This is a genomic window from Streptomyces sp. AHA2 (assembly GCF_036857595.1).
In the GTDB taxonomy this organism is placed as follows: domain Bacteria; phylum Actinomycetota; class Actinomycetes; order Streptomycetales; family Streptomycetaceae; genus Streptomyces.
Genome location: NZ_JAUQWJ010000011.1, coordinates 174,796 through 188,220 on the forward strand (window position 1 = coordinate 174,796; position 13,425 = coordinate 188,220).

Sequence of the window (13,425 nt, forward strand, 5' to 3'; positions counted from 1 at the left end):
CCCCTCGAACAACCGGCAGCGAGCCGTCAAAAACCCCTCAAGGAGCCGGCGCATGGGCCATCCCTTCCCGATCCGTGAGATCGCACGTCAGGCGGGGCTGAGCGAGGCCACCGTCGACCGGGTCCTCAACGGCAGGGGAGGCGTGCGCGAGAGCACCGCGCGGGAGGTCCACCGGGCCATCGCCGACCTCGACCGGCAGCGCACCCAGGTCCGGCTGGTCGGACGGACGTTCATGGTCGACATCGTCATGCAGGCACCGGAGCGCTTCACCACGGCGATCCGCGCCGCCCTGGAGGCGGAACTGCCGTCCCTGCACCCGGCCGTGCTGCGCTCGCGCTTCCACTTCCGCGAGACCGGCGCCGCCGAGCTGGTGCGCATCCTCGACCGCATCGCCCGGCGCGGCTCGCAGGGCGTCATCCTCAAGGCGCCCGACGTCCCCGAGGTCACCGCCGCGGTCGGCCGCCTGGAAGCCGCCGGCGTGCCCGTGGTGACGCTGGTGACCGATCTGCCCGCCAGCGCCCGCCGCGCCTACGTCGGCATCGACGACCGGGCGGCGGGCGCGACGGCCGCCTATCTCACGGGCCAGTGGCTGGGACGGCGGCCGGGCAACGTCCTCACCAGCCTCAGCAGCGGCTCCTTCCGCAACGAGGAGGAGCGCGAGATGGGCTTCCGCAGCGTCATGCGCGCCCGCCACCCCGAACGCACGCTGGTCGAGATCGCGGAGGGACAGGGCCTGGACGCCACCCAGTACGACCTCGTGCGCGCCGCGCTGGAACGCGACCCGGACATCCGCGCGGTCTACTCGATCGGCGGCGGCAACATCGCCACCCTGCGGGCCTTCGACGACCTGGGCCGCGAGTGCGCCGTCTTCGTCGCGCACGACCTCGACCACGACAACACCCGGCTGCTGCGCGAGCACCGCCTGTCCGCCGTGCTCCACCACGACCTGCGCCAGGACGTGCGCGAGGCCTGCCACACCGTCATGCGCGCGCACGGCGCCCTGCCGCCGGCCGGCCCCACGCTGCCGTCGGCGATCCAGGTGGTGACCCCCTACAACATGCCCCCGCAGGCGGCCGTGTGATCCGCCCGGTCGACCGGGCGTGGGTGCGGGAGAAGGCCCGGCCCGCGCCCTACCGTCGGGCATCATGTGGACCTCGCGCCCGGACGGCGGCCCCGAGCGGCTGGTGACCCTGGTCGACGGCGTGTTCGCCATCGCGGTCACCCTGCTCGTCCTCGACCTCTCCGTGCCCCGGGACCTCGAACCCGCCGCCTACCGCGACGCGCTGCGCGACCTGCTGCCCGACCTCGGGGCCTACGCGATCAGCGTCGCGGTGCTCGGAAGCTTCTGGCGCGACCACCGACGCATCTTCCAGGACGTCCGGGAGATCGACGGGCAGGTCATCGGCATCTCCATGGCCGGCCTCGGGATCGCGGCCCTCGTCCCCTTCCCGACCAGGCTGCTCGCCGAGTACGGCGCCCAGCCCGTGTCGGTCGCGATCTACTCCGGTGCGGTCGCCGCGCTGGCCGCCGCCCACCTCGCCGTCGCCGCCGTCCTGGCCAGGCGCCCCTGGCTGCGTCACGGCCGCATCTCCGAGGCGGCCACCCCGCTCTACCTCCTGGACAGCGCCGCGTCGGTGGCGGTCTTCACCGCGACCGTCCCGCTGGCCCTGGTGGCCGGCCCGCGGATCATGTGGGTGTGGCTGGTGCTCGTGCCGGTGAAGGTCTACCTGGGCCGCCGACTGCACGCCCCGGACTGAACCGGGCGTACGCGGGAGACGGAGCCGGGCCGCGGATTCGAGCCCGCGGGATCTTCGGCGTCCGTCCGCCGGCAGCGGCCCTCACCGCGGCCCGGCCACGTCCTCCCACGTCCCGCTGCCCGCCGACCGGGCCATCGCGTCCAGGGCGGCCGCGCTGTGCACGGCGTCCCGCAGTGTCGCCCCGTACGGGGTCCCCTCGGCGACCGACCGCAGGAAGCGGTACGCCTCGACGACCTTCAGGTCGTCGTAGCCCATGGCGTTGGCCGCCCCGGGCTGGAACGCGGCGAACTCCCCGTGCGCGGGCCCGGCGTAGACCGTGGTGACGGACTGGTCCTGGTACGTCGTGCCGCGGCTGACGCCCAGCTCGTTCATGCGCCGGAAGTCCCAGAAGACCGCGCCCTTCGTGCCGTGCACCTCGAAGCCGTAGTTGTTCTGCTCGCCGACCGAGACCCGGCAGGCCTCCAGCACGCCACGCGCCCCCGAGGCGAAGCGCAGCAGACAGCTGACGTAGTCCTCGTTCTCGACGGGGCCCGGCTCCCCGCCGGAGGCGCGGCTGTGGCCCGCCGTCGCGCCGGTGGGCCGGGCCCGCTCGGGCAGGAAGATCGCGGTGTCGGCGGTGAGGGAGGCGATGTCGCCGAGCAGGAACCGGGCCAGGTCGACGCCGTGCGAGGCCAGGTCGCCCAGCACTCCGCTGCCGCCGCGTTCCCGCTCGTAACGCCAGGTGAGCGCACCGTCCGGATGGGCGGCGTAGTCGCTGAACAGCCGGATGCGGACATGGGTGACCGTGCCGAGCTCCCCGGCGGCGATCAGGTCGCGGGCCGCCTCGACGGCGGGCGCGTTGCGGTAGTTGAAGCCGACCGTGCCCTGCACGCCCGCCGCGGCGACCGCGTCCGCCACCGCACGGGCGTCCCCGGCGGTCAGGCCCACCGGCTTCTCGATCCAGATGTGCTTGCCCGCCTCGGCCATGGTGACGCCGATCTCGCGGTGCAGGAAGTTCGGCGCGGTGATGCTGACCGCCCGCACCCGCGGGTCGGCGGCCACCTCGCGCCAGTCCCGGGTCGTGGCGGCGAAGCCGAACTGCGCGGCCGCCTCCTCCGCGCGGCCGGGCACCTCCTCGGCGACGGTCACCAGCTCCGGGGCGAGGGGCAGCTGCGGATAGTGGTGCCGTACGCGCGCGTACGCCTGGGTGTGCACCCGCCCCATCCAGCCGAATCCGATGACGGCGACGCCGAGCGTGTCCACCATGAGAACCCCTCTTGGACCGTTCCAGAACCTGTCCACGCCACCCTGGGCGGGGTTCGAGCACCCTGTCAACCCTTTGACAAGCACGGGGCGCGCATGGAACGGTCCATGGCATGACGAGACCGCCGACGATCCGGGACGTGGCCGAGCGGGCCGGTGTCTCCAAGTCGCTGGTCTCCCTGGTCCTGCGCGGCTCCGGCCAGGTCCGCCCGGAGAAGCGGGAGGCGGTGCTGCGGGCCGCACGCGAGCTGGGCTACCGGCCCAACGCCGCCGCCCGCAGTCTCAGCGAGCAGCGCACCCGTACCGTCGGCGTCCTGCTGAACGACCTGCGCAACCCCTGGTTCGTCGACCTCCTCGACGGCCTGAACTCCCTGCTGCACGCGAACGGCCTGCGGATGCTGCTCGCCGACGCCCGCCTCAACCGCCGCACCGGTCAGGACCCGGCCGACCCGTTGCTGGACCTGCGGGTCGACGGACTGGTCGTGGTCGGGACGCTGCCCGACCCGGCGGCCCTCGAAGCGGCGGCCGGGCGCATCCCGGTCGTGCTGGCCGGCTCCCGCGAACCGGCGCCGCCCGGCGCCGACGTCGTGGCGGGCGACGACGAGCAGGGCGCCCGGCTGGCCACCGAGCATCTGATCGGCCTCGGGCACCGCCGCATCGCGCACGTCGCCGGCTACGGCGCGGTGGCGGGGCTGAGGCGCCGGAGCTTCGAGGCGACGATGCGCCGCAACGGCCTCGCGGGCCCGGCGGTGGTGGAGCCGAGCGACATGACCGAGGAGGGCGGCTACCGCAGCACCGTCCGGCTGCTGAGCCGCCCCGAGCGGCCGACGGCCGTCCTGGCCGTGAACGACATCGCCGCCGTCGGCGTGCTCTCGGCGGCCGAGGAACTGGGGCTCCGGGTCCCGCGGGACCTGTCCGTCGTGGGCTACGACAACACCAGCATCGCCAGGCTGCGGCACGTGTGGCTGACGACGGTCGACAACGCCGGCCACGAGGTCGGCCGCCGCGCGGCCCGCTGCCTGCTGGACCGCTTCGACGACCGCGCCGCGCCGGGCCGCGAGCAACTGGCCGCCCCCGCCCTGGAGATCAGGGGGACCACGGCCGCCCCGCCCGCGGGCTGACGGCGTCGGGACCGTTCGTTCACAGGCTGATCGCGTAGGCCTTGCGCAGGGTCTCGTGCACCGTCCACGTCGTGCGGTCGCCCGCGCGCAGCACGGCCATGTCCCCGGGGCCGACCGTCAGGGTCGGTCCGCCCTCCACCTCGATCGTCGCCGATCCGCTGACCACCACGAACAGTTCGTCGGCCTCGGTGTCGGTGACCACGCCGGGCGTGATCTGCCAGATGCCGCGCACCTGCCGGCCGTCCTGCGACTCCCAGACCACCTTCCCGGTCACCTCGGGGTCCCCGGCCAGGATCTGCTCGGGCGCGAGGGGCTCGGGTTCGAGCCCGGCGTCGGGGATGTGCAGTGCGAAGCTGTGCGTCATGCGGCGACCCTAGCCGCGGCGGCCCCGGGAGCGGCCTGGACACAGTGTGCGGTGTCCGCGGCGTGCGGCGGACACTCCGTCCCGCCCGGCCCGTGGACGCCACCGCGCGGTGTCCGTCTCAACCCCTATGCCCTGGTCGGGAGTTCCCGCCATTTGGCGTATTGTTTGCGGCATATGCCCGTGCGACGTGGTCCGGGTGTACGAGCACGGCCGAGCAGGCGTACCTGCGCGGGTGAACGGGGGAGCGGCACATGGACGAGACGCGGCACCGATCCGTCCGGCGCGCCGGGCAGGCGGGAGGGGCCGTCACGGCGCTCCTGGCCGTCGCGGCCTGCGCCGGGCACGCGACCAAGACGGGACTGCCCTGGTGGGCCGTCCTCGCCGTCGCGGTGTCGGCGGCCGGTCTGGCGGGCTGGACCGGGGCCCGCATCGGCCGCCGGCCCGGACCCCGGGACGAGCCCTTCGGCTCGGCCCTCCACGTCCACGTCCACACCCCCGGCCCCGTCCGCTCACCCCGCCCCCGCCTCCGCCACGGTGACACCGAGGCCCCGCTCGGTATGCGGTAGGGTTGACCTGCGTGATCACCCGTTCATCCGGGTGGTGCGCATCGGGACGTGGCGCAGCTTGGTAGCGCACTTGACTGGGGGTCAAGGGGTCGCAGGTTCAAATCCTGTCGTCCCGACGTACGAGGCAGCGGGCGGAGGCCGGGCCGGAGCGATCCGGTCCGGCCTCCGACGCGTTTCCGGCCCGCCCGGGCGGGCTCAGGTGCCTCACCGTGTCAGCCGCGTCATCGCCGCAGCCGCCTCACCCGCCGAAGACCCGTTCCACCGCGTCCGCCAGTGGCGAGCCGGCACCCGGTGCGGCGGGCGGGGACTGCCGGGCGGCCAGGTACCCGTCCGGGCGGATCAGGAAGGCCGTGGCGCCCCCGCCGTACTGCCGGGCGAACTCCCCGTCGTCGTCCCGGAAGACCGGCAGGGTCCGGCCGTCCGCGTCCATCTGTCCCCGGGCCACTTCGGGGGCGTCCACGCCGCGCGCGGCGACGACGAACGCCGGCACCCTGCCGGCCGTCAGCCGGTCCACCCCGGCGGCGGCCTCACCGCATCCGGGGAGCGCCTCCACGCCGTCGGCGTACAGGGCGAGGACGTGGCCGCGCTCGCGCAGCAGGTCGTACAGGCGCAGGGGGGCCGCGGCCAGGCGCGCGGTCAGCCCGCGGCAGTCGGGAACCCGCTGCCCGGGCAGCGGCCCCGCGCCCCCGGCCCCGCCGTCCGGCGCGATCAGGGGACTGTCCGGATAGGAGACCAGCAGCTGCGCCTCGCGCAGCATGACCGTCGTCAGGTCGCCGGGAGCGGCCCCGACACCGTCCTGGGCCGCGTTGCGCACCGTACGCCCCACCACCTCCTCGCCGACCGGGCGGCGCTCGGCGTCATAACTGGCCAGCAGTCGCGGACGGGCGCCGCCGTCCAGCACGAGGGCCAGCTTCCAGGCCAGGTTGCAGGCGTCCTGAATGCCGGTGTTCATGCCCTGGGCCCCGGTCGGGGGATGGATGTGCGCGGCGTCACCGGCGACGAGGACCCGGCCCTCGCCGTACCGGTCGACCAGGCGGTGGCTGATGCGGAAGACCGACGACCAGCGCAGCGCCGACGCCGTCGTGGGCTCGGGGGACATCCGGTCGAGTACCGCCTGGACGTGCTCCAGCCCGGGCGCGCGTCCGCTCTCCAGCCCGTGCGCCACCGCGTCCGGCGCCCCGCCCCGGCCGGCCGCCGACAGCTCGGGCGGCACCAGCATCGACATGCGGTACCTGCTCTCCCCGGGCAGCGGGATGCACACCAGCAGGTCGTCGACCCGGCCCTCGGTGTCGTGGTGCGAGGCGCGCACGCCGTAGCCCTGCGGCAGGCTCCAGTCGACCTCCACGTCGGCCAGCATGTACTCCTCGGGGAACCGGGCCCCTTCGAAGGCGAGGCCCAGCTTCTTGCGGACCGTGCTGTGCGCCCCGTCGCAGCCGACCAGGAACCGCGACCGCACCTCCTGCTCCTCGCCCGACGCCGTGACCACGCGGCTGACGACCCCGCCGGCGTCCTGGGTGAAGTCCACCAGCTCCGTCCCCCGCTCGATCACCGTGCCGAAGCGGGCCAGGTGCTCCTCCAGGATCCGTTCCGTCTCGTACTGCGGCAGCGCCGCGAAGACGTACGGAACGTCGGGCGGCAACCGCAGCTCCAGGCGGGCCTGCTCCACGCCGTCGGAGTACCTCACCTGCCCCCGCATCGGCACGGCGGCCTCCAGGACGGCGCGGACCAGGCCCATGCGGTCCCACATCTCCAGGGTCCGCGGCTGTACGCCCACCGCCTTGGCGTACGGCAGCCGGGCCGGCAGCCGGTCGACGAGGCGGCAGGTGGCCCCGTGCCGCCGCAGCTCCGCGGCGGCGGTCAGTCCGACCGGTCCGGCGCCGGCGATCAGTACGTCTGTGTCCACCACGGAGGTCTCCCGCCGAGAGCCCCCCTGCAGCTCCGCCTCCATCGTCCTCCCCCCGGGGACGGCCTGCGAGTCGGCCACCCGGCCCCGGACACGGCGCGGCCGGGGGCGTCACGCACCCCCATGGGTGACGTCCCCGGCCGTTCCCCCGGTGCCGGACTGTGACTCGGGTGCCCGCGCGGCGGTGCTGCGCCCTCACCGGCACCTCACCGCCGTCCTGGCGGAACCGAGGCCGGAGAGCGGGCGACGCGGACGGTTGCGGCCGCCAGGTGGCGGGATCCCCCGTCGTCCCGTTCCTCGCGGAGCACCGCGCCGGCGTCGCCGTCACCGGTGGTGCACCATCCTGCCCGCCGCCCTCCGCCGGCGCCTGAGTCGAGGTCTGCTCAATTCGCCCTGTATCAAGGCTGAGCAGTCGCGCTCATAGGGGTGTGACGACTTACGAGAGGGACGCGACGATGCCGGTGCCGCCCTGGCCGTTCACCGGGCGGGAGGCCGAACTGGAACTGTTGGGGCGGTCGTTGACCGGCGCCCGCCGCGGGACGGTGGTGACCGGTCCGGCGGGTTGCGGGAAGACCCGCCTGCTCACCGAGGCGGTTCGCGGCCGCGACTGCGTACGGGCCGCCGGTACGCCCGAGGGCCGGGCGATCCCCTTCGCCGCCTTCGCCCATGTGCTGCCGGGGGCCGTCACCCTGCCCGGCGCGGTCGACCTGCTGTCCGGGGCGGGCACCCTGGTGGTGGACGACGCGCACCTGCTCGACGACGCCTCGGCGGCTCTGGTCCACCAGCTCGCCGTGCAGGGCCGCACCCGCCTGCTGGTGGCCGCCCCGGCGGGCTCACCGGCGCCCGGGGCGATCTCCCGGCTGTGGACGGGGGAACTCCTGCCGCGCCTCGCGCTGGAGCCGCTGCCCGCGGAGGAGACCGCCCGGCTCCTCACGGCGGCCGCGGGCCCCCTCGACCCGCTCACCGCCGGCCGGTTGCTGGGGCTGAGCGGGGGCGATCTGCGGCTCCTGCGCGAACTGCTGGAAGCCGTCGGGGACTTGCTCACTCCTGGTGCGGACACCGGCGAGCGCTCGTGGCGGGGGCCGCTCCCGCTGACCGCGGCCGTGCGCGCGTACGCCGTCCCCGTCCTCGGCCGCGACTGCCCGCGCGAGCGTGAGATCCTCGACCGCCTCGCCTTCGCCGAGCCGCTGGAACCCAGCGTGGACGGCCTGGACCTCGACGCGTGCGAAGCGCTGGAGTCCGACGGGCTGGTCCACGTCGGGGCACGGGGCGGCGTGCGGTTCACCCACCCGCTGTACGGCCCCGTCCTCCGGGCCGCGGCGGGCCGGCTGAGGGCGCGCAGGCTGTCGCCGGACCCCCGGACGTGCACCGCCGCCCTCGACGCGGAGGCGTCCGCCCTGGTCCGCCGGATCGACCGCGACGACGTCACGGCGCTGCCCACCCCCGTGGGGGACTTCCTGCTCGCCGAGGGCCGGCCCCTGCCGGGGGCGTACGCCGCCGTACGGGCCCGGTTCGCCCGGCTGCGCGGCGAGCCGAGGACCGCGGCCGCCTGGGCCCGGGAGGGACTGCGGGCCGACCCGCAGGACGCGGCCTGCCGGGACGAACTCACCCGCTCCGAAGGGCTCGTGTCCCTCCACGCCACGCCCCGGGACCCCTACGACACCGTCCGGCTCGGCACCCCCGGGGAAGCGGCCGGGCGGTTGAGCGGCGTGTTCGCCCGGCACGCCGGCGCGCTCGCCCGTGCCGACGGGCCGGGCCTGGACGCGGTGGCCGAGGAACTGGAGGAGCGTGGCTTCACGCTGTTCGCCGCCGAGGCGTACGCCCAGGCGGTGGCGGTGCACCGTGATCCGCGCGCCGCCCGGCACGCCCGCACCCGGGCCGTCGCCCTGGCCCGGCGCTGCGAGGACGCCCGCACGCCCGCGCTGTCCGGACTGGCCCTCGGTGAACTCACCGCCCGGCAGCGGCAGATCGTGACCCTCGCCGCGGCGGGCCTGAGCAACCGGCAGATCGCCGAACGCCTCACCCTGTCGATCCGCACCGTCGGCAACCACCTCTACGGCGCCTACACCCGCCTCGGCGCGGGCGACCGCACGGCCCTGCCGCACTTGACCCGGACCCCGGAGGCGCAACCGGCCTGAACGGCGACGGCCCGGGACCGGGCCGTCCCGTCCGCCCCGCCACCGGACGGCCGCCTCTCCACCGCGGCCGTCCGGACACCGGCCGGCGGCCTGACCCGCGCAGGGGACGGGTCAGGCCGCCCCGAACGCCGAGAACGCCCAGCCCGTGGCCTGGTGCAGGGCGTCACCCGGCAGGGCGGCCCGGGCGTCGCGCAGCGCCTCGGCCAGGCACAGCCCGGAGTCCAGGCCCTTGTGCAGGGCGAGCATCAGCGGCACGACCGCGGCGTCGTTCACCGGGGCACTGCACGCCACGACCCCGGCCGTGCCCAGCGGCAGCAAGGCCGTGACGAGACCCAGCAGTTCGTCCGCCCCGACGGACGCGAGACGCGCGGTGTCGCAGCAGGACAGGATGATCCGGTACGGGCTGCGGTCCAGCCGCTCGAAGTCGTGCACGACGATCGGCCCGTCCGCCATCCGCAGCGAGGAGAACAACGGGCTGTCCGCGCGGAACGTGCCGTGCGCGGCGATGTGGGCCAGCCCCGCCCCGTCGAGTTCCCGAAGCACCCGCGGCACGCGCGCCTCGACACCCTCCAGCACCCTCGCCCCGGCGTACCGCCCGGCCAGTTCCGTCACCTCCGCGCCCCCGCCGGCCAGTCCCGGGCCGCGGACCAGCACGGCCCGGCCGTCCGGCGGCGGCGCGGTGTCCCGGGCCCGCAGCCAACTGGCCGCCGACGGCGAGACGCTGAGCACCCGCTCCCGCAGCGACGGCAGCAGCGCCCACGGCACCCGGTGCAGCCGCCCCGGCGGCACGATCACCACCGGCCCGCGGCCCAGTTGCCCCGCCGCCGGGCCCAGCAGCAGGTCCTCCAGCCGCCGCCCCGCCGCCTCCACCACCGGCAGCCGGGCGTCCGCCCCCGGGTGGGCCAGCCGCCTCAGCCCCGCCTGCACGTGCTCGGCCTCCGTCTCCGCCTCGGCCAGCGGCCCGGCCTCGAACCTTCGCACCCGCCCCCGGCCGCACAACAGCACCTGCACGCGCCCGTCGAGCACCGCCAGTTCCACCAGCAGCACCTCGTCGCCCAGCCGTTCCAGCAGCCGGCCCACGTCGAACCGGTTCCCGTCACCGGGCGCCCCGCCCCGCATGTGCAGGGTGCGGGAGCGGATCTCCCGTTCCAGCCGCCGCTGTTCGCGCTCCAGCGCCACCACCGGCCGGCCCTCCATCCGGGCGGCCTCCGCGCGCGCGGCGATCTCCCGGAACGCCGTCATGCCGCTCAGCAGCACGGGATCGGCGGGCGGCCGGGTCGGCGGTGCCGACAGCACGGTGGCCCGCCAGCGTTCGCTCCACACCAGCAGCCGCCGCGGCCCGCCGGAGACGAGACTGGCCCGCTGCGCCAGCGCGGCCAGCTCCGCGCCCTGCGCGGTGGCCCGGGCCCGCAACTCCGAGGCGCCCAGGGTCATCCGGTGGTCGTCGAGGACGTCCAGACCTCGCCGGCACGCCTCCAGCACGCCCCGCGCCGAACCGGCTGCCCGCGCCCGCAGCGCCTGTGCCGCCCAGCCCGTCAGGCGCGCCAGCGGCGGGCCGCTTCGCCGGCTGCGCGCGGCCAGAGCCAGGTGCCGCTCGGCGTCGGCCGTCCACCCCAGGTCCAGCGCGATCCGGCCCGCGAGCAGCGCGGCCTCCGGCGCGGCGGGAGCACCGAAGGACGCCAGTCTCCGCGCCACCGCCGCCGCGTCCGCGACGAGCCGGCCCGAACCGCGCCCGGCCGCGTGCCGCGCCTCGGTCAGCACCAGCCGGGCGTGCGCCTCCCACCAGGTCCGCCGCTGCCCCGCGAACAGCCGGACGGCGACGGCGGCGCGGGCGATCGCCGTCTGCGGGTCCCCGGCCAGGCGGGCGGCCCGCGCGGCGACCAGCAGCAACTCCGCCTTGCGGGTGGACTGCCCGCCGATGCCGTCGAGCCGGCCGACCGCCGCGTCCGCCTCGGCCAGCGCCTCGGGCGCCAGCCCGGCCGCCATCAGCACCTCGCAGCGCCGGATGGTCAGCATGAACGTCGGTGTGCCGAGCCGGGCGTAGCGCTCCTCCGCCTCGTCCAGCAGCCGCAGCGCCGCCGGCACGTCCCCGGACCGGAACGCGGCCAGCCCCCGGCTCTCCACCGCGTCCGCCTTGTCGTGCTCCTGGCCGGTGGTCTCCCACAGGGCCTGCGCCGCGGTGAAGTCCGCCTCGGCCCGCTCCACGGCGCCGAGCGCGAGGTGCACCGTCGCCCGCAGGGTCAGCGCCCGCGCCGTCCAGATCACGTCCCGCGCCTGCCGCAGCACGGGCACGGCCCGGCGCACGTCCTCCAGCGCCTCACGATGGTGCCCGAGCACCCACCACACGTACGCCCGCCGGAACAGCACCCGCGCCCGGGTGTGCCCGGTGCCCCGCGCCACTCCCCGCTCGAACGCGGCCAGCCCGTCCCGGGTGCGCCCCGCGTGCACCAGGGCCACGCCCAGGGTGGCCAGCACATCCGCCTCCCGGTCGGCCGAACCGGCGCGCGCGGCACACCCCCGGGCCCGGCGCAGATGGCCGATCGCGAGCCGCAGATCGCCGAAGTCCCGCTGCCAGATGCCGATCACCTGGTGGGCGACGGACGCCTCCAGCGGGCCCGGACCGGTGTCCAGCAGCGCCCGCGCCCTCGCCAGCGCCTGGCCCGGGTCGGCGAACACCAGGGGCAGCAGCTCCGCAACCGACTCGCTTCCCGCCGTCACTCCTCGGATGGTAGTGGCCGCACCGGCCCGTCCCACAGGCCGGCGGTGTATCAAGTAGGCGGACGGCGGCTCCAGTCGAAGAGAATCGACGACCGCTCCGCGGCACCGACGACGCCGTCGTCCCTGGGAGGACCCGCCATGGCACCTCAGCGCTTCCACGAGCAGTTCGACCAGATCCAGCGCTCGATGCCGGACGTACCGCTGGCCACGGGCCCGGACGAAGCGGCGGAGTTCATGTACGAGAAGGGAGTCGTCCTCGTCCGCGACGGGGAGGAGGCCCGGGTCGTCGAGGACGCCGTACGGGCGCACTTCACGGCGGCGCCCGATCTCGACCAGGAGCAGGTGCGCCGGGCCGGCCCGCTCACCAACCGCAGCGGCATCACCCGGATCCGGGTCGGGGACCCCGGCGAGGGCGGCCGGGACGCCGACCGGGCCGTCGTCCAGGCCCTGCGCTCGGTGCGGGAGCACGAGTCCCGCGCGGGACGCCGGATGGCCGCCCGCAACCACGTGGTGCACATCGCGGTCAACGCCTGCCCCGGCGACGAACCGGTCCCCGCCCCCCTCAGCGAGCCGCCCAACCCGGCCGCCGCCGGCACGCCCCACGACCCGGCCACCGCCGTCGGCGTCCTCGTGGTCGACACCGGCCTGATGCACGACTACCGCTCCTGCGGCCTGCTCGCCCACACCGACGGCGACCGCCAGGTCCGCGAGCGCGACGAACGGGGGATCCTCCAGCAGTACGTCGGGCACGGCACGTTCATCGCCGGGCTCGTCGCCGCCGTCGCGCCCAACACCGACATCACCGTGCGCGGCAGCCTCAACGACGCGGGCGCCGTGCTGGAGTCGGAGTTCGGCGAGAAGCTCTTCGAGGCCGTCGACGCGAGCGGCTGGCCCGACATCCTCAGCCTGTCCGCGGGCACCTCCAACGGCCGCACCGACGGCCTGCTCGGCGTCGAGAACTTCATGCGGGAACTGCGCGCCCAGCGCACCCTGCTGGTCGCCGCCGCCGGCAACAACGGCAGTGACAACCCCTTCTGGCCCGCCGCCTACGCCGGACTGCCCGGCTGGGAGGACTCCGTGCTCTCGGTGGGCGCCCTGCGCAGCGACGGCGAGGCCGGCGCGTGCTTCACCAACCACGGCCCCTGGGTGAAGGTCTACGCCCCGGGCGAGCGCCTCACGGCCCCCCTCACCGGCTTCGACTCACCCGTCCCGTACGTGTACCAGCACTCCACGTACGACGCCTGCCGCTACGGCTCCGGATACGGGTGCACCTGCCAGAGCCCCAGCCACAGCGGGGTGTTGAGCGACGAGGGCAACGCGGCCAAGCCGGACCAGGTGATGTTCGAGGGGTACGCGCAGTGGAGCGGCACCTCCTTCGCCACGCCCGTCACCGCCGGCCTGGTCGCCGCCCACATGACCGCGCACCAAGAGCCCGACCCGCGGGCAGCCCGACGGAAACTGCTCGCCTCCGAGGCGGAGTCGGCGGAGGTCCGCGGGACCGGTGTACCGGCGCTGCGCCCGCCGACCTGGCGGCCGGTCCGGGTCCTGCGTCCGGCGCCGGGACTGTGAGGACCGGAACAGCCCTCTCCACGGCGTACGATGACGTGCCGTACTCG

Annotated in this window: 10 protein-coding genes and 1 tRNA gene; 7 read left to right on the top strand and 4 right to left on the bottom strand. The window is 75.7% G+C overall.

All coding sequences use genetic code 11. The features are described 5' to 3' along the window. Positions 1-52 precede the first annotated feature (52 nt). The gene (locus Q5694_RS22990; RefSeq protein WP_333935116.1) at positions 53-1,081 is read left to right on the top strand and encodes a LacI family DNA-binding transcriptional regulator; all 1,029 of its coding nucleotides are present in this window, start codon (positions 53-55) and stop codon (positions 1,079-1,081) included. A gap of 64 nt (positions 1,082-1,145) precedes the next feature. Further along, positions 1,146-1,757 (top strand): TMEM175 family protein, encoded by a 612-nt coding sequence (locus Q5694_RS22995; RefSeq protein ID WP_333935117.1) that lies wholly within the window; start codon positions 1,146-1,148, stop codon positions 1,755-1,757. An 81-nt stretch (positions 1,758-1,838) separates the two neighbouring features. Here the strand turns inward: Q5694_RS22995 and Q5694_RS23000 are convergent, their stop codons facing one another. Next, entirely contained in the window at positions 1,839-3,002 is a 1,164-nt protein-coding gene (locus Q5694_RS23000; protein ID WP_333935118.1) for a Gfo/Idh/MocA family protein, read from the bottom strand. Between the two features lie 110 nt (positions 3,003-3,112). Between Q5694_RS23000 and Q5694_RS23005 the strand changes: the two genes are divergently transcribed. Next, positions 3,113-4,120, top strand: coding sequence for a LacI family DNA-binding transcriptional regulator (locus tag Q5694_RS23005; RefSeq protein ID WP_333935119.1), 1,008 nt, complete (start codon positions 3,113-3,115; stop codon positions 4,118-4,120). A gap of 19 nt (positions 4,121-4,139) precedes the next feature. Here Q5694_RS23005 and Q5694_RS23010 read toward each other — a convergent pair whose 3' ends face one another. Next, a complete protein-coding gene (locus Q5694_RS23010) occupies positions 4,140-4,484 on the bottom strand; it encodes a cupin domain-containing protein (RefSeq protein WP_333935120.1) in 345 nt (114 codons plus the stop codon). Positions 4,485-4,735: 251 nt separating this feature from the next. Between Q5694_RS23010 and Q5694_RS23015 the strand changes: the two genes are divergently transcribed. Together Q5694_RS23015 and Q5694_RS23020 are read left to right on the top strand one after the other, a co-directional pair. Further along, the gene (locus Q5694_RS23015; protein ID WP_333935121.1) at positions 4,736-5,050 is read left to right on the top strand and encodes a hypothetical protein; all 315 of its coding nucleotides are present in this window, start codon (positions 4,736-4,738) and stop codon (positions 5,048-5,050) included. Positions 5,051-5,092: 42 nt separating this feature from the next. Continuing rightward, positions 5,093-5,166: transfer RNA gene (locus Q5694_RS23020), tRNA-Pro, on the top strand. Between the two features lie 122 nt (positions 5,167-5,288). Here Q5694_RS23020 and Q5694_RS23025 read toward each other — a convergent pair. Next, on the bottom strand, positions 5,289-6,956 hold the full coding sequence (locus Q5694_RS23025) for an FAD-dependent monooxygenase (RefSeq protein WP_333935122.1): 1,668 nt from the start codon (positions 6,954-6,956) through the stop codon (positions 5,289-5,291). Between the two features lie 425 nt (positions 6,957-7,381). Here Q5694_RS23025 and Q5694_RS23030 point away from each other — a divergent pair, with 425 nt between their 5' ends. Then, a complete protein-coding gene (locus Q5694_RS23030; RefSeq protein WP_443040921.1) occupies positions 7,382-9,091 on the top strand; it encodes a LuxR family transcriptional regulator AbsR2 in 1,710 nt (569 codons plus the stop codon). Positions 9,092-9,202: 111 nt separating this feature from the next. On the opposite strand, the gene Q5694_RS23035 is transcribed toward Q5694_RS23030, so the two are convergent. Beyond that, positions 9,203-11,809 carry a CHAT domain-containing protein gene (locus Q5694_RS23035; protein WP_333935123.1) on the bottom strand — a complete coding sequence of 869 codons (2,607 nt, stop codon included), beginning with the start codon at positions 11,807-11,809 and terminating at the stop codon, positions 9,203-9,205. 138 nt (positions 11,810-11,947) lie between these two features. On the opposite strand from Q5694_RS23035, the gene Q5694_RS23040 reads away from it, so the two are divergent. After that, positions 11,948-13,378, top strand: a complete 1,431-nt coding sequence (locus tag Q5694_RS23040; RefSeq protein WP_333935124.1) for a S8/S53 family peptidase — start codon at positions 11,948-11,950, stop codon at positions 13,376-13,378. Positions 13,379-13,425: the final 47 nt, after the last annotated feature.

What these genes read in the sequence shown, in the direction of transcription:
- Q5694_RS22990 (WP_333935116.1), top strand. Translation starts at nt 53, where the DNA reads ATGGGCCATCCCTTCCCGATCCGTGAGATCGCACGTCAGGCGGGGCTG.
- Q5694_RS22995 (WP_333935117.1), top strand. Translation starts at nt 1,146, where the DNA reads ATGTGGACCTCGCGCCCGGACGGCGGCCCCGAGCGGCTGGTGACCCTG.
- Q5694_RS23000 (WP_333935118.1), bottom strand. Translation starts at nt 3,002, where the DNA reads ATGGTGGACACGCTCGGCGTCGCCGTCATCGGATTCGGCTGGATGGGG.
- Q5694_RS23005 (WP_333935119.1), top strand. Translation starts at nt 3,113, where the DNA reads ATGACGAGACCGCCGACGATCCGGGACGTGGCCGAGCGGGCCGGTGTC.
- Q5694_RS23010 (WP_333935120.1), bottom strand. Translation starts at nt 4,484, where the DNA reads ATGACGCACAGCTTCGCACTGCACATCCCCGACGCCGGGCTCGAACCC.
- Q5694_RS23015 (WP_333935121.1), top strand. Translation starts at nt 4,736, where the DNA reads ATGGACGAGACGCGGCACCGATCCGTCCGGCGCGCCGGGCAGGCGGGA.
- Q5694_RS23040 (WP_333935124.1), top strand. Translation starts at nt 11,948, where the DNA reads ATGGCACCTCAGCGCTTCCACGAGCAGTTCGACCAGATCCAGCGCTCG.